Source organism: Pseudomonas sp. FBCC-B1667, from assembly GCF_059133255.1.
The window spans coordinates 1,805,980-1,822,020 of sequence record NZ_CP101437.1 but is presented as its reverse complement, the minus strand read 5'-3'; the positions used below and the strand labels follow the sequence as shown (position 1 = coordinate 1,822,020).

The 16,041-nt window shown below is 60.8% G+C and carries 15 protein-coding genes; 10 read left to right on the top strand and 5 right to left on the bottom strand.

Features of this window, described 5'->3' with window-relative positions:
* Positions 1-9 precede the first annotated feature (9 nt).
* The 3 genes from NL116_RS08095 to NL116_RS08085 are packed head-to-tail and all read left to right on the top strand — an operon-like array spanning position 10 to position 4,929.
* Positions 10-1,374 (top strand): TolC family outer membrane protein, encoded by a 1,365-nt coding sequence (locus NL116_RS08095; protein WP_494376731.1) that lies wholly within the window; start codon positions 10-12, stop codon positions 1,372-1,374.
* Between the two features lie 18 nt (positions 1,375-1,392).
* The gene (locus NL116_RS08090) at positions 1,393-3,552 is read left to right on the top strand and encodes a type I secretion system permease/ATPase (protein ID WP_494376730.1); all 2,160 of its coding nucleotides are present in this window, start codon (positions 1,393-1,395) and stop codon (positions 3,550-3,552) included.
* A 9-nt stretch (positions 3,553-3,561) separates the two neighbouring features.
* Positions 3,562-4,929 carry an HlyD family type I secretion periplasmic adaptor subunit gene (locus tag NL116_RS08085; protein WP_494376729.1) on the top strand — a complete coding sequence of 456 codons (1,368 nt, stop codon included), beginning with the start codon at positions 3,562-3,564 and terminating at the stop codon, positions 4,927-4,929.
* A gap of 136 nt (positions 4,930-5,065) precedes the next feature.
* Here NL116_RS08085 and NL116_RS08080 read toward each other — a convergent pair whose 3' ends face one another.
* Together NL116_RS08080 and NL116_RS08075 are read right to left on the bottom strand one after the other, a co-directional pair.
* Positions 5,066-5,662 carry a tRNA-uridine aminocarboxypropyltransferase gene (locus NL116_RS08080; RefSeq protein ID WP_494376728.1) on the bottom strand — a complete coding sequence of 199 codons (597 nt, stop codon included), beginning with the start codon at positions 5,660-5,662 and terminating at the stop codon, positions 5,066-5,068.
* A 3-nt stretch (positions 5,663-5,665) separates the two neighbouring features.
* Complete coding sequence (locus NL116_RS08075) at positions 5,666-6,559, bottom strand: LysR family transcriptional regulator (protein ID WP_007945995.1); 894 nt, start codon at positions 6,557-6,559, stop codon at positions 5,666-5,668.
* Between the two features lie 302 nt (positions 6,560-6,861).
* Here NL116_RS08075 and speB point away from each other — a divergent pair, with 302 nt between their 5' ends.
* The 6 genes from speB (at position 6,862) to NL116_RS08045 (ending at position 12,495) form a co-directional block, all read left to right on the top strand.
* Entirely contained in the window at positions 6,862-7,812 is a 951-nt protein-coding gene (gene speB, locus NL116_RS08070) for an agmatinase (RefSeq protein WP_027925808.1), read from the top strand.
* Positions 7,813-7,821: 9 nt separating this feature from the next.
* Positions 7,822-8,244 carry a YybH family protein gene (locus tag NL116_RS08065; RefSeq protein ID WP_494376727.1) on the top strand — a complete coding sequence of 141 codons (423 nt, stop codon included), beginning with the start codon at positions 7,822-7,824 and terminating at the stop codon, positions 8,242-8,244.
* A gap of 54 nt (positions 8,245-8,298) precedes the next feature.
* Complete coding sequence (locus NL116_RS08060) at positions 8,299-9,810, top strand: purine-cytosine permease family protein (RefSeq protein WP_494376726.1); 1,512 nt, start codon at positions 8,299-8,301, stop codon at positions 9,808-9,810.
* 189 nt (positions 9,811-9,999) lie between these two features.
* Entirely contained in the window at positions 10,000-11,379 is a 1,380-nt protein-coding gene (locus tag NL116_RS08055) for a sodium:solute symporter family protein (RefSeq protein ID WP_494376725.1), read from the top strand.
* 84 nt (positions 11,380-11,463) lie between these two features.
* Positions 11,464-12,189, top strand: coding sequence for an MBL fold metallo-hydrolase (locus tag NL116_RS08050; RefSeq protein ID WP_494376724.1), 726 nt, complete (start codon positions 11,464-11,466; stop codon positions 12,187-12,189).
* A 54-nt stretch (positions 12,190-12,243) separates the two neighbouring features.
* The gene (locus NL116_RS08045; RefSeq protein WP_494376723.1) at positions 12,244-12,495 is read left to right on the top strand and encodes an acyl carrier protein; all 252 of its coding nucleotides are present in this window, start codon (positions 12,244-12,246) and stop codon (positions 12,493-12,495) included.
* Between the two features lie 206 nt (positions 12,496-12,701).
* Here the strand turns inward: NL116_RS08045 and NL116_RS08040 are convergent, their stop codons facing one another.
* Together NL116_RS08040 and ptrR are read right to left on the bottom strand one after the other, a co-directional pair.
* Positions 12,702-12,830 carry a PA1414 family protein gene (locus NL116_RS08040; RefSeq protein WP_007914492.1) on the bottom strand — a complete coding sequence of 43 codons (129 nt, stop codon included), beginning with the start codon at positions 12,828-12,830 and terminating at the stop codon, positions 12,702-12,704.
* A gap of 139 nt (positions 12,831-12,969) precedes the next feature.
* Positions 12,970-13,863, bottom strand: coding sequence for a putrescine utilization regulator PtrR (ptrR, locus tag NL116_RS08035; protein WP_494376722.1), 894 nt, complete (start codon positions 13,861-13,863; stop codon positions 12,970-12,972).
* 103 nt (positions 13,864-13,966) lie between these two features.
* On the opposite strand from ptrR, the gene NL116_RS08030 reads away from it, so the two are divergent.
* A complete protein-coding gene (locus tag NL116_RS08030) occupies positions 13,967-15,148 on the top strand; it encodes an MFS transporter (RefSeq protein ID WP_494376721.1) in 1,182 nt (393 codons plus the stop codon).
* Here NL116_RS08030 and NL116_RS08025 read toward each other — a convergent pair.
* Positions 15,093-16,025: a DMT family transporter gene (locus NL116_RS08025; protein WP_494376720.1), complete on the bottom strand. Its 933-nt coding sequence runs from the start codon at positions 16,023-16,025 to the stop codon at positions 15,093-15,095. The genes NL116_RS08030 and NL116_RS08025 overlap by 56 nt on opposite strands.
* Positions 16,026-16,041 lie beyond the last annotated feature (16 nt).

The following is a 16,041-nucleotide window of genomic DNA, read 5'->3' as shown; positions in this document are numbered from 1 at the left end:
GATGCACCCATGCGCGTTTTAACCCCCCTCTGCAGCGCGGTTCTGCTGGCCATGGCCTGCACTTCCGGCGCTCAAGCCATGTCGTTGACCGACGCAATCCAGAGCACTATCGCGACCCATCCAGAACTGGCCTCGCGCGTGGACTCGCGCCTGTCCGCGGATGAACAGGTGAAAGTTGCCAAAGGGGGCTTTTATCCATCCGTTGATTTGAATGCCGCCTACGGGCGCGGGTACAGCGACAACACCAATACCCGGGCGCTCGGTCCTGGCAATCACAACACCGAAACCATGAATTACACCCAGTCGGAATTACGCCTGCGTCAAATGCTGTTCGACGGCTTCAACACCGCGAACGAAGTCGAGCGCACCAAAGGCGTGGCCAACTCCCGGGCCTATTACGCTCAGGGCACCGCACAGGATCTGGCTCTGCGCACCATCGAGGTCTACCTCGAAGTCCTCAAGCGTCGCGAACTGGTAACCCTGGCCACGAACAACCTGCAGGCCCACTTGCGCGTCAACGACCAGATCGGCCTGCGCACCCAGCGTGGCGTCGGCAGCAACGCCGACTCCGATCAATCCGGCGCTCGCCGTGCGCTGGCGCAAAACAACCTCGACACCGCCGAAGTCGATCTGGCGGACGCCGAGTCGAATTTCGCCGCCGTTGTCGGGCGCCTGCCCGATGAATTGGAAACCCCGCCGTCGACTCGCGGTGAATTGCCCGCCTCCCTGCAAGAAGCCCAGCAGAGCATGGTGGAAAACAACCCTTACCTGAAATCCGCCCAGGCTGACGTGCAATCGGCCGAGAGCCAGTACGAAGTTGCCAAGTCGCCGTTCTACCCGCGCTTCGACGCCGAAGCCGCGGTAGGCGCGAACAACAACGTGCAAGGTGATGAAGGTCACGACAACGAGTGGCGCGTGGGTGTGGTGATGAACTACAACCTGTTCCGCGGTGGCAGCGACAAAGCCCGCCTGGCCTCCGATGCGCATCAGATCAACCAGGCCATGGACATCCGCAACAACGCCCTTCGCCAACTCAACGAGAACATTCACCTGGCCTGGAACGCCATGGTCAATGCCAAGAAACAAACCCCGACCGCGCGCGAATACGCTGAAACCAGTAAACGGGTGCGCGTGGCGTATCAGGACCAGTTCGGCCTCGGACAACGCACCTTGCTCGACTTGCTCGACAGTGAAAACGAGCTCTACAACGCCAACCGTCGCTACACCGAAGTGCGTTACACCGAGGAATACTCGATGTACCGCGTGCTGGCCAGCATGGGAGAGTTGCTGAGCAAGCAACGCGTGGTGTTGCCCGCCGACGCGATCGCCTCCACCGAAGTGAAGAACGAAGCCCGTTTGCCTGAACTGAAGTAGCTCACTGGAGCGATCAATGTGACCAGCATGGAATCCGGCAACACCGGTGTCGATCCGCGGCTGAGCTTCGATGACCCGCTTCTGGACGGTCTGTTGATCCTCTGCAAACTCCACGGCGCGACCGTCAGTCGCGCCAGCCTGAGTGCCGGGCTACCGCTGCACAAACAACGCTTGAGCCTGGACCTGCTGCCCCGCGCAGCAGCCCGGGCCAGTTTGCAGGCGCGACTGCTGCGCCGGGACCTGGGGGATATTTCCGCCCTCAACCTGCCGGTGATGCTGATCCTCAACAACGGCCGAACGGCCATCCTGCGACGCTTCGGCGATGACGGTCAGGTGTTGATCCTGCCTAGCGAAGCCGACGGTGGCGAACAATGGGTCAGCACGGATGAGCTGGCCGAAAATTACAGTGGCCAGGCCTTGTTTGCCCGGCCACGCCATGAACTCGAAGACTTGCGCTCGCCCCTGGTGCCGCGCGTTGAAGCGTGGTTTCGCGACACACTGAAACTGTCGAAATGGCTGTACAGTGACGCGATCCTGGCGAGTTTCCTGATCAACCTGCTCGGGTTGATGGTGCCGCTGTTCGTGATGCAGACCTACGACCGGGTGGTGCCGAACCAAGCCACCTCGACCTTGTGGGTGCTGTCGATCGGCTTGCTGATCGGCACCGGTTTCGAACTGGTGCTGCGCGTCGTGCGTGCGCATTTGCTGGACACTGCCGGCAAGAAAACCGACGTAATCCTGTCAGCGACCTTGTTCGAGCGGATCACCGGCATGTCGATGAAAGCCCGCCCGGCGACCATCGGCGGCTTTGCCCAAAGCATTCATGACTTTCAGGGTCTGCGCGAGTTTCTCACCGCGGTCACCCTGACCAGCCTGATCGACCTGCCTTTCGCCGTGTTGATGCTGGTGGTGATCGGCTTGCTCGGCGGTTGGCTGGTGGTGATTCCGTTGTTGGCCTTCCCTATCACGATCATCTTCGCAATGATGATCCAGGTGCGCCTGCGCGACACCGTGCAAAAAAGCCTGAGCCTGGGCGCCGAACGCCAGGCCTTGCTGATCGAAACCCTCGGCGGCCTGGAAACCCTCAAGGCCTGCAGCGCCGAAAGCGAGCGCCAGCACAAATGGGAAAGCACCCACGGCGCCCTCACCCGCCTCGACAGCCATGCGCGCAACCTCTCGGCGCTGGCCACCAATGGCACGCTGTTTATTCAGCAGTTCTCCGGCATGGCAACGATTGTCGCCGGTGTCTACAGCATCATCGCCGGCAACCTCAGCGTCGGGGCGCTAGTGGCGACCTATATGCTCGGCAGCCGCGTGCTCGCACCGCTGGGGCAGATTGCCGGGTTGATCACTCGCTACCAGCAAGCGCAGCTGACCATGAAAAGCACCGATGCGCTGATGGGCCTGCCGCAGGAGCGCGACGCCAAACAGCGGCCGCTGGAACGCACACAACTGCAAGGGGCCCTCGAAGTCAGCGGCGTGACCTTCCATTACAACGGCCAGAACGCGCCCGCGCTGTCCAACGTCAGCTTCAGCATGAAACCCGGCGAGCGCATCGGAATCATCGGTCGCAGCGGATCGGGCAAAAGCACCCTGGCGCGACTGGTAATGGGTTTCTACGCGCCGGAGGAAGGCCAGTTGCTGCTCGACGGCCTGGACCTGCGGCAACTGGACGTCGCCGACCTTCGCCAACAGATCGGTTATGTCGCTCATGACCTGCCGCTGTTGGCCGGCAGCCTGCGCGACAACCTGACCCTTGGCGCCCGCTACATCAGCGATTCGCGGATGCTCGAAGTGGCCGAGTTGACCGGCGTCACCGAACTCGCCCGCCAGCATCCGCAAGGGTTTGATCGGCCGGTCGGCGAACGCGGGCAATTGCTGTCCGGTGGTCAACGTCAAGCGGTGTTGCTGGCGCGGGCCTTGTTGCTCGACCCGCCGATCATGTTGCTCGACGAACCGACCAGCGCGATGGACAACAGCAGCGAAGACATTCTGCGGCAAAAACTCCACACCTGGGTCCAGGGCAAAACCCTACTCCTGGTCACTCACCGCACCTCGATGCTCAGCCTGGTGGATCGACTGGTGGTGCTGGATAACGGACGGATCGTCGCCGACGGCCCGAAAGAAGCGGTCATCGATGCACTGCGCAAGGGCCGCGTCGGCTCTGCGGCTGTCTAGGAGCTACCCATGGCCCGTTCATCGTCCGACACCTCCAAGGACCGCGGCTACTTCGGCAGCTTCGGCAAAACCGCCGAGAGCGAGTTCATGCCGGAAACGGCCGGCGCCTCGTTGCAGGACTCCCCGCGTTGGTCGCGCATTACCGTGTGGCTGGCGGCCGGGCTGATTATCAGCGCGGTGGTGTGGGCCAAGTTCGCGGTGCTTCAGGAAGTCACCATGGGCGAAGGCAAGGCGATTCCGTCGAGCAAGGTCCAGGTGATCCAGAACCTGGAGGGCGGCATTGTCACCGAGATCTTCGTACGGGAAGGGCAAATGGTGAACAAGGGCGATACCTTGCTGCGCCTGGATGACACGCGGTTTCTGTCGAACAAGGGTGAGAGCGAAGCGGATCGTTACGCACTGACCGCGCAAGTGGAGCGCCTGTCGGCGGAAGCGGAAGGACGCCCCTTCAAGTTGTCAGAAGAAGTAATCGCCAAGGCGCCACAAGTGGCTGAAGACGAGCGCTCGCTGTACGAGCAGCGCCAGCGCCGTCTCGCCAGTGAGCAGCGCACATTAAGCGAACAACTTCGGCAAAAAACCCAGGAACTTGCAGAGTTCCGCTCCAAACAGGGGCAATTCAGCTCCAGCCTGGCATTGCTGCAACAAGAGATGAACATGTCCACGCCACTGGTGGGCACCGGCGCCGTTTCACCGGTGGAAATCCTCCGGCTCAAACGCAGTGCAGTGGAGATTCGTGGCTCGCTGAATGCGACGACTCTGGCGATTCCACGGGCGGAATCGGCGATCAACGAGATCAAAAGCAAGATTGACGAGTCAGAACAATCCTTCCGCTCGGACGCGGCCAAAGAGCTGAACGAGAAACGCACCGACCTGTCGAAAATCACGGCGTCGAGCATCGCCATCGATGACCGCGTGACCCGCACCACGGTGATTTCACCGGTGCACGGAATTATCAAAGTGCTAAAGGTCAATACCATCGGCGGCGTGGTCCAGCCCGGCAGTGACATGGTGGAAATCGTGCCGCTGGAAGACAACCTGCTGATCGAAGCCAAGGTGCGGCCTCAGGACGTGGCGTTCCTGCATCCGGGGCAGAAAGCGATGGTGAAATTCAGTGCGTATGACTACACGATTTATGGCGGGTTGAGCGCCAAACTCGAACTGATCGGCGCCGACACCATCACCGATGACAAGGGCAACAGCTTTTATCTGATTCAAGTGCGCACGGATAAAAACCACTTGGGCGGGGATGTGAAACCGCTGCTGATCATTCCTGGGATGGTTGCCACGGTGGACATCATTACGGGCGAGAAGAGCGTTCTGGATTACCTGCTGAAACCGGTGCTTAAAGCGCGGACTGAGGCGATGCGGGAAAGGTAGTTTCTGGCTGGAATTTGCCGTGGCTGTTTTACCGCTATCGCGAGCAAGCTCGCTCCCACAGTAGACCGAGCTCTTCCAGAAATGCGAACCACTGTGGGAGTGAGCTTGCTCGCGATGAGCCCCTCAAACCCTGCGATCATTTCGGCCCATGATTACGCTGAAAGGTCTCCTCCCCCATCGCCGCAATCTGCCCCTCGATCAACGCCTCGAACGGTTTCAACAACGGCTCAAACGTGCTCGGCGCTTCCAGCGTTTGCAACGCCTGTACAATCGCCTCCACCGTCGACAACGCCCCCGGCCCCGGGGCTTTGCGCAGTCGATAACGTGACACCCCGCCGTCCGCCAACGTCACCCTCGGCAATGCCGCCAACATTGGATTGAGGTGCAGCATCTTGCGCGCCTTGCGCCAGGTGCCGTCCGGAACCACCAGCAATAGCGGCTCGTCGATCGCCGTATAAGTTTGCATCGGCTGCGCGTCCTCTCCCGGAAACAACAACTGCGCCTGATACCCCGGTTGATTCAACAACAACGGCAAATCCTCGAATACCTCGCCGACAATCAGTTCCGCATTCCTCAAGCCCAACGCCGCCAACCGTGCGGTGTTCAACGCGTGACTCACTTCACTCGGATGCTGCAACAGCAACACCCGCGTGCGACTGTCGAGGCTCGGAATCAGCGGACACAAACAATGGGTTTGCGGGCGCAGGCAACGGGGACACTGGATTCTGGACATCGATCAAGCCTGATTCAGTTGTGCTTTGAGCAAATCGCGAAAGGTCTGGATCAGCGGCTCGCGGCTGCGGCCACGGCGCACGATCATCGAGAATGGCGCCTGATAACCAAAGGTCGCCGGCAGCAACACGCGCAAATCACCCTTGTCCGCCCAGGCCTGAGCGTAGTGCTCCGGAAGGTAACCGATGTACGCACCGGACAGCACCAGAATCAACTGCGCCTCCATACTCTCCACCGTGGCCGCGCTGTGTTTGAAACCGTGTCGCGCCAGTTCCGCCTGACTCCAGTAACCCCTGCCGACCATGCGTTGCTGGGTGATGACTTGCTCGGGGATACGCCGCTCGGTGAACAGCGGATGCCGACTGCTGCAATACAGCCAGTGCTGTTCGCGGTAGAGCGGCATGTAGACCAGGCCACTCATGCGCGTGGAGAACGCACCGATGGCCAGGTCGAGGCGATTGTCCTGCACGCCGAGTTGCAGTTCGTAAGGGCTCATCACCGACAAATGCAAATGCACCGCCGGGTGTTCCTGGCTGTAGGCGCCGATGGCTTCGGCGAAGGGCAAGGCCTTGTCGCTGACGGTGGAATCGATTACGCCTAGGTTCAGGGTGCCGCGCAGTTCGCCCTTGAGTGCTGCGGCGTATTGCTCGAAGCCTTCGAGCTCCCCCAATAGACGCAAGGTTTCCTGATGGAACAGCTCGCCCTTGCTGGTCAGGCTGAACCCACCGCGACCGCGATGACATAGCACCAGGCCGAGAGCCGCTTCGAGCTGGCTCATGTAGGTGCTGATGGCCGAGGTCGAGAGGTTGAGCTCTTGCTGGGCGTTGGCGAACCCCTGATGGCGCACCACGCTGACGAAGATGCGCAATAGTTTCAGGTCGGGTAAAGCGTTGGCCATGGGGCACTCTCCAAAGATCGTTCCCACGCTCCGCGTGGGAATGCCGCCTCGGACGCTCTGCGTCCGCTCCGGGGTGGTGACGCGGAGCGTCACGGGATGCATTGCCACGCAGAGCGTGGGAATGATCAACCGCGAGTCTATCGACGTCCTCGGCATTAGTTTAGAAAAATCTGAACTAAGTATTTGCCCGTAGCGATTCTTCCCGGCCACTACATTTCGCAGAATCGGCCTCCAACGGTGCCCGTGTCTGTACTGACCTGTGCCACCGACATAAATAAAACAATGACGATGAGGCCCTACCCGTGGACAAAATTCTTCACCAACCACTGGGCGGCAATGAAATGCCGCGCTTCGGCGGCATCGCCACCATGATGCGACTCCCCCACTTGGATACCGCTGCCGGTCTGGACGCTGCCTTCGTTGGCGTGCCCCTGGACATCGGTACCTCACTGCGCCCCGGCACCCGCTTCGGACCTCGCGAAATCCGCGCGGAATCGGTCATGATCCGCCCGTACAACATGGCGACTGGCGCGGCGCCGTTCGATTCGCTGTCGGTGGCCGACATCGGCGACATTGCGATCAACACGTTCAACCTGCTGGACGCAGTACGGATCATCGAAGAGTCCTACCACAAGATCCTCGAACACGATGTGATCCCGCTGACCCTGGGCGGCGACCACACCATCACCCTGCCGATCCTGCGCGCCATCCATAAAAAGCACGGCAAAATCGGCCTGGTGCACATCGACGCTCACGCCGATGTGAACGATCACATGTTCGGCGAGAAAATCGCCCACGGCACCACCTTCCGTCGCGCTGTCGAAGAAGGCCTTCTGGATTGCGACCGTGTGGTGCAAATCGGCCTGCGCGCTCAGGGCTACACCGCTGACGACTTCAACTGGAGCCGCAACCAGGGCTTCCGTGTGGTTCAGGCCGAAGAGTGCTGGCACAAATCCCTGGCCCCCTTGATGGCCGAAGTTCGCGAGAAAGTCGGTGGCGGTCCGGTGTACCTGAGTTTCGACATCGACGGCATTGACCCGGCCTGGGCACCTGGCACCGGCACCCCGGAAATCGGTGGCCTGACGACCATTCAGGCGATTGAAATCGTTCGCGGCTGCCAAGGCCTCGACCTGGTCGGTTGCGATCTGGTAGAAGTCTCGCCCGCTTATGACACCACCGGCAACACCTCGCTGCTGGCCGCCAACCTGCTGTACGAAATGCTCTGCGTACTGCCTGGCGTGGTCCACCGCTGAGGATTGGTTGTGAACGAACGTGATCAGGTACTCCAGGCCGCTGCCGATCTGGTAGCCGCCTTCGCCCGTAATGATCGCGAAGCCTACTTCGGTGCGTTCAGCACCGATGCCAGCTTCGTCTTTTACACCCTCGAGCAGCCTCTGCTGTCGCGCGATGCCTATCAGGCGTTGTGGGACACCTGGCGCTCGGAGGACGGCTTCGAGGTGCTTTCGTGCACCTCGAGCAACGCCTTCGTCAGCCTGCAGGGTGACGTGGCGATTTTCATCCATGACGTGGCCACCGAGCTGCGCATGCAAGGGAAGCAACATTTCAGCCAGGAGCGCGAGACGATTGTTTTCAAGAAACAAGCGTCTGGCCAAAAACAACAAGGCCAATGGCTGGCCTGCCACGAACATTTGTCCGCGATGCCGGAAGGGCTGCCAACCCCTTAGCCAAACAGGTGACGCTCACGCACGATGAGCGCGCCTTAATGATCGGAGCTGATCATGAATAACAACAACAAAGACCAAAGCCTTACGCAAATTGAAACCTACGGGGTCGAACAGATCCCGGACAGCGAACGCACCGCAGGCCCGACGGATTTGTTCCGGATGATCTTTGGTGGTTCCAACACTTTTGCCACCGCCGTGCTCGGCAGTTTCCCGGTACTGTTCGGCCTGTCGTTTCAGGCGGGCGTGCTGGCGATTGTGCTGGGCGTGCTGCTGGGCTCGCTGATTCTTGCGCCCATGGGCCTGTTCGGCCCGATCAATGGCACCAACAACGCCGTGTCTTCCGGTGCGCACTTCGGCGTGCACGGGCGGATCGTCGGCTCGTTCCTTTCGCTGCTGACGGCTATCGCGTTCTTCTCGCTCTCGGTGTGGAGTTCGGGTGACGCGCTGATCGGTGGCGCCAAGCGACTGATCGGCCTGCCGGAAACAGACCTGACCCTGGGCCTGGCCTACGGTCTGTTCGCAATTCTGGTACTGACCGTTTGTATCTACGGTTTCCGCTTCCTGCTGTGGGTCAACAAGATCGCGGTGTGGAGCGCCAGCCTGCTGTTCCTGCTGGGCGTCTTCGCCTTCGCCGGTCCTTTCGATGTGAACTACGCCGGCACCGTCAGCATGGGTCAACCGGGTTTCTGGGCGGCCTTCATCGGTGCTGCTCTGGTGGCGATGAGCAACCCGATTTCTTTCGGTGCGTTCCTCGGTGACTGGTCGCGCTATATCCCGCGTGAAACCTCCAAGCGCCGGATCATGGCCGCCGTGGTGATCTCGCAGATCGCAACCTTTATCCCGTTCCTGTTCGGCCTGGCCACCGCCACTATCGTAGCGATCAAGGCTCCGGACTATATCGCGGCCAACAACTATGTCGGCGGTTTGCTGGCTGTATCGCCGAGCTGGTTCTTCCTGCCGGTGTGCCTGATTGCGGTGATCGGCGGAATGTCCACCGGCACCACGTCGCTGTATGGCACCGGGCTGGACATGTCCAGCGTGTTCCCTCGCGTACTGTCGCGGGTCAAGGCCACGCTGCTGATCGGCGTGATGTCGATTGCCTTCATCTTCATCGGTCGCTTCGCGGCGAATCTGGTGCAGAGCGTGTCGACCTTCGCCGTGCTGATCATCACCTGCACCACCCCATGGATGGTGATCATGATCATCGGCCTGGTGGTGCGCCGCGGCTTCTATTGCCCGGATGACCTGCAAGTGTTCACCCGCGGCGAGAAAGGTGGCCGTTACTGGTTCACCCACGGCTGGAACTGGCGTGGCCTGGGAGCCTGGATCCCGAGCGCGGCCATCGGCCTGTGCTTCGTGAACCTGCCTGGACAGTTTGTCGGACCCCTGGGCGAAATGGCCGGCGGTATCGACATCAGCCTGCCGGTCACCCTGGGCCTGGCCTCGCTGGTGTACCTGGCACTGCTGAGCCTGTTCCCGGAAACCGCCGCGGTGTTCGGGCCGAATGATTCACGTAGCAAGGGTACCCATTCGCTCGCTAAACCGGCGTTGCGACAAGCCGCCTGATTCAGCGCATTACTTGTGGGCAACGCATTTCCTGTGGGAGCGAGGCTTGCCCGCGATGAACGATGACGCGGTCCTGACAGACCGCGGCGCCCCCATCGCGGGCAAGCCACGCTCCCACAAGGGATTGATGTTCCCCACAGGGATTGATTTCAGCCTCACCATAAAAAAGACAATCGGAGACACGCCATAATGGCTTTGGATTTATTCGTCGTACTCATCTACGCCGCCGCGATGCTGCTACTCGGCTACTACGGCATGCGCAAGGCCAAGACCAACGAAGACTTTTTGGTCGCCGGTCGCAACCTCGGCCCGAGCATGTACATGGGCACCATGGCCGCCACCGTTCTGGGTGGCGCTTCTACAGTCGGTACCGTTCGCCTGGGCTACGTCCATGGCATCTCCGGCTTCTGGCTCTGCGCGGCGCTTGGTTGCGGGATCGTGGCGTTGAACCTGTTCCTCGCCAAACCGCTGCTGAAATTGAAAATCTACACCGTTACCCAAGTGCTGGAAAAACGCTACAACCCGATGGCCCGCTCCGCGAGCGCGGTGATCATGCTGGCGTACGCGTTGATGATCGGCGTGGTCTCGATCCTCGCCATCGGCACCGTCTTGCAAGTGCTGTTCGGTCTGCCGTTCTGGATGTCGATATTGCTCGGCGGGGGCGTGGTAGTGATCTACTCGGCGATCGGCGGCATGTGGTCCCTGACCCTGACCGACATCGTCCAATTCATCATCAAGACCGTGGGCCTGATGTTCATCCTGTTGCCAATCTGCCTGTACCGCGTTGGCGGCTGGGATGAACTGGTGTTGAAACTGCCGGCCACCGCCTTCAGCTTCACCACGATTGGCTGGGACACCATCATCACCTACTTCATGATCTACTTCTTCGGGATCCTGATCGGGCAGGACATCTGGCAGCGTGTGTTCACCGTCAAGAGCGCCAAGGTGGCTCAGGTCGCCGGTACTGCTGCCGGTATCTACTGCATCGTCTATGGCCTGGCCTGCGCCCTGATCGGCATGGCTGCACATGTGCTGATCCCGGATCTGGACAACGTCAACAATGCCTTCGCCGCCATCGTCAAACTGTCCCTGCCGGACGGTATCCGTGGCCTGGTGATCGCTGCGGCCCTGGCCGCCATGATGTCCACCGCCAGCGCCGGCCTGCTCGCCGCTGCCACCACCCTGACCGAAGACCTGCTGCCGAAACTGCGCGGCGGTAAACAATCGAGCCTGGGCATGAACCGCCTGTTCACCTTGTTGACCGGCGTCCTGGTACTCGGCATCGCTTTGGTCGTGAATGACGTGATCAGCGCCCTGACTCTGGCGTACAACCTGCTGGTAGGCGGCATGCTGATCCCGCTGATGGGCGCGATTTTCTGGAAACGCGCAACCACCGCCGGCGCTATCGCCAGCATGGGCATGGGCTTCGCCACGGCGCTGGTGTTCATGTTCAAAGATGGTCTTGATGCCAACTCCCCGATCTACTACAGCCTCGCCGTAAGTCTGGTGAGCTTCGTGGTGGTGAGCTTGATGTCCCGCCGCCCAGCGATGGTGGCTAACGCCGCCTAAGCTGCACATAACGACTTGATGCTTTCTTCGACGGGTGTGGCGTCGGTTGCCACACCCGTTTTTTTCGTCTGGAGAAAACTGTTTATGAAGATCGTCAGCCGCGATCAGTGGTTCGAAGTGAAACAACTCAGCGACGGCATTCGCCTGATTCACGAGCCGTACATTCGGCCTTTCTATCGCTGCAACCTCTGGCACGTTCAGGGGCGTGACAAGGACCTGCTGCTGGACAGCGGCTCCGGACTGGTCAGCCTGCGCGAGCAATTGCCGTGGATCACCGAACGGCCGCTGGTGGCGGTGGCGAGTCACTGCCATTTCGACCACATTGCCGGGCATCACGAGTTTCCTGAACGGCTGGTGCACCCGGCCGAGGCTGATATTCTCGCCGCACCGGACGGTAACAACGATTTGAGCAACGCCTTTGTCGGCGACGAGATGTTCGAGGCTCACCCCGATTGCCCGCTGTGCTACGCCGAATACCGGGTCAAGGCTGCGCCGGCCACCGGCCTGATTGAAGAAGGCGATGTGCTGGACCTGGGTGACCGCGTGCTGCAAGTGCTGCACACGCCCGGGCATTCACCGGGCGGCATCAGTTTGTATGAAGCGGCGACGCAAACACTGTTCAGCGGCGACATCATCTATGACGGGCCGCTGATCGAAGACGCTTACCACTCCGATCTCGACGACTACGCCCGCAGCCTGCAACGCTTGAGTGCCTTGCCGATCCGCACCGTGCATGGCGGGCATTTCGGCAGTTTTTCCGGCGAGCATTTGCGCACAATGATTGACGAGTGGCTGCGCTCACACAGCTGAAGCCTGCTGTACTCAAGTGCAGGGACAACACCACTAACGCCTTCAAGAGCAACCATGAACAGAGCTGCCGTTCGCCTCGCCGTCCATCAGTTCATCAGCCGCTTGCTGGAGGGCCGGGATGACTTCAGCGACGACGCCAGCCTGGTGGCGTTGGGATTGGATAAAGCAGACATCGAAGACCTGATCTTCCATCTGGAAGATGAGCTGGGTTTGACGGCGTTTACGGCACAAGAAGACCAGATGCTCAAGACTGCCAGGACGGCGAATGATTTGAGTCGTTTTTTGCTGGAGATCGGGCGGAATTGACTGTGCCTGGGCTCTGAAGGTCAGCTAAACCCTATAGCAGCCGACGAGCACCGCGAGGCTGCGTTCGGCGCAAGTCGCGTTCGGACGGAGCCGTCGGTGGAGTCAGGTTTCGACGGGTATCAGGTAGATCGCGCATGCAGGATTTACGGCTGCTTCGCGGCCGAAGGCTGCCTCGCGTTGCTTGACAGCTGCTACCTGCGTCGCGATTACCGGCGGCGCTGCTGGCGTCGGCGCTGTTCGTCGTCTGTACGAATAGGCACAGGTTGCAGAGGCGGTTCGATCAAACCGAGTGCAACACCCAGGTCGTGCAGCCAGTTTTGGATTTTCTCTTTCATGGTGCCCCCTTCAGGGTAGTGCCGAGCGACCGGAATTCTGAGGCCGCTTCGCACTGATAATAGTCCGAAGTCCTACGTAATGCTCATCAAAAGTCGCAATGATCTGTTACTGAATGGAACAAAATACCTGACCGTTCGTTCAAGCAATCGCCTGGGCCTGAACCGGTGCCCACGGATAAACCGTCTTCTGCTGCTCGATCCACGCATTCAAATTGGCCCCGACCATGCCCTTGCGCCACATCAGCCATGTCGTCGCGCGGGCGAACGGCTCGGCCAACGGGTGCGCAACGACGCTCTCGCGGCCCGGCAGGCTGGCAAGCATCGACTCCGACATTAACGCCACGCCCGAGCCGGCAATCACACACGCAAGCATTCCCGGGTAGGATTCAATCTCCATTGCCCGGCCCATCGCAGCATGGGCATGGGCGAACCAGGCCTCCAGGCGCATGCGGTAGGAACAGCCTTGGCGAAAGGTGAACACCGAACGCCCCTCCACATCCAGCGCGCTGCGCACCGGCGGGTGATCGGCCTCCGTGATCAGCACCAGCCGTTCGTCGCACAGGGGCACACCGTCCAGCCCCGCCAGTTCTAGAGGGCCGTCCACCAAGGCCGCATCCAGCCGGCCGGTGAGCAGGCCTTCAAGCAATTCGCCGCTCGGCCCGGATTGCACTTGCAGGTTTACTGCCGGGTATTTGCGGTGATAACCCGCGAGCAATGGCGGCAGATGAATTGCCGCCGTGCTGTACATGGTGCCGAGCACGAAGTCCCCGGCCGGCTGCCCGCCCTGCACTGCCGCACTGGCTTCATCATGCAGGGCGAACAGCTTGGCGGTGTAGTCCAGCAGGACTTTTCCTGCAGGCGACAACTGCAAACGCTGACGCTCGCGGACGAACAGTTCTACGCCGAGTTGCTCCTCGAGTTGTTTGAGACGCGTCGACAAGTTGGACGGTACCCGGTGCAATCGCTCGGCGGCACGGGTGATCGAACCCTCCTGCGCCACGGCCTGGAAGATCCTCAATTGGCTGAACTCCACGTTCTTCTCCAAATCAGAACAAGTTACTCACTATTATTCATTTTAAAAGAAAGTCAATCAGTCCTAGCCTGACGGTCATTGATCCTTTATCGGAACTCAGACTATGTCTCCCCTGATTCGCTTAACCGCCAGTTTTATCGCCCTGATGATGGCCATGGGCATCGGGCGCTTTGCCCTCACCCCGCAAATGCCGCACTTGCTCAGCGAAGGTCAGATCGACCTGACCGCAGCGGGCCTGATTGCCGCCGCCAATTACCTGGGCTACTTCGTCGGCGCGTTTGACGCGATGTTCTCGCGCAAGCCGGCGCAAGTCCGTCAGCGCTTGCTGGGCGGGTTGTGGTTGTGTGTGCTGCTGACCCTGGCGTCGTTCTGGGCCAACGGGTTCTGGTCGCATCTCCTGCTGCGTTTTGGTACCGGCGTGGCCAGCGCCTGGGTATTGGTGATGATCACTGCGCTGAGCCAGCCATTGGCGGTAGCGGCCGGACGTCCACGGCTGGGCGCCTTGGTGTTTGCCGGGCCGGGTCTGGGGATTTTTCTCACGGGCTTATTGGCCTTGGGTTCAAACCTGCTGGGGCAGACCTCCGCGACGCTGTGGCTGGTATATGCCGGCGTAGCGCTGGTGATGCTGCTGGGGATTCTGCCGTTCCTGCCACAACCTGCGGCGACGGTGGCCGCTGCGCCTGTCGCCGCCACATCGACCAATCAGGGCATCGCTCGACTGGGCGTGATCTATGGCTTGTATGGTCTGGGTTACATCATCCCCGCGACGTTCCTCTCACAAATGGCCAACGCGCAGTTTCAAGGGCAATGGCAGGCCGACCTGTTCTGGCCATGCTTCGGCCTGGCGTCGGCTGTCGGGGTGCTGTTGGTGAGTCTGCGCCGGCCCTCCCTGAATGGCACACGCCATTGGCTGATGATCACGTTGTGGCTACAAGCCGTGGGTGTCTTCGCGTGCCTCTTGGGCAGCGGAACGGGTCTGGCGTTGGGCGTGCTGCTGTGCGGCACGCCGTTTCTGGCCTGCATGCAACTGGTGATGCAACGTTCCCGCGAACTGGCGCCCCACGCCACCCAGCGCAATGCAGGGCTCCTGACGGCATGCTTCGCCGTGGGCCAACTCGCGGGGCCGTTGTTGGCGGCCCTGAGCAGCCATTTCAGTGGTGGCTTGCAGCCCGCGCTAGTCGTTGCCGGCAGCGGATTACTGATCGCCGGCAGCCTGTTGCTGCGTCCGGTCAGTACTGCCCGAGGGCTTTGCGCAAACGACGGCGCACCCACTGTTCAGCGCTGACGAAGGTGATGCCGAGCAAGACCAGCACGGCGCCGATGACAAAGTTGAGGCTCAGCTCCTCGCCCAACAGCACCACGCCGAACGTGACACCGAACAGCGGCGTCATGAACGAAAACACCGCCAGGTTCGCCGCCAGATAACGCCGCAACAGCCAGAACCAGGTCAGGTAACTGAAGAACGACACCACCAGTCCCTGGAACAGCACGCTGGCCACCGCGATGGTGGTCAGGCTGACGTGAGTGACCTGGCCGCTGAGAATCGCGATCAGCATCAGGCCGACGAAACCGACGATCAATTGATAGAACAAGGTCAGCGTCACCGGCGCTTCCGACAGCCGTGAAGCGCGCACCACCACCGTGGTTGCACCCCACGCAGCGCCAGCCAGTACGCCCAGCGCGTCGCCCATCAACATGCGGTGATCGAGGTTGTCCCAGGACACGCCACCGGCAAACGCGATGGCGATCCCGACAAAGGCGAGGAAAATCCCCAGCCACTGCACCGGTCTCAAACGCTCACTCGGCAGCAACCAATGCACGCCCAATGCAGTGAAAATCGGTGCGGTATAGAGGAACACCGACATGTGCGCGGCCGTCGTCAGTTGCAGGCCTTCGGAAATGAAGAAGAATTCCAGGCCAAACAGCGCACCGGCGAGCAAGCCGCCGCGCCAGGTTGCGCCGACCTGATCCCAGCCGCCCTTCCAGCAGATCAGTAAACCGACGAGCAATGCGGAAATGCCCGACCGCCCCGCCGCCTGCATGACCGGCGCGATGTCCGGCGCCGCCCACTTGATCATCACCTGCTGAACGCCCCAGATCAGGCATAACCCGATCATCACCTGCAGGGCAAACCCGTCGGCGCTGCGCCGGCTGGCACTCACCGTGATACCTCGATAA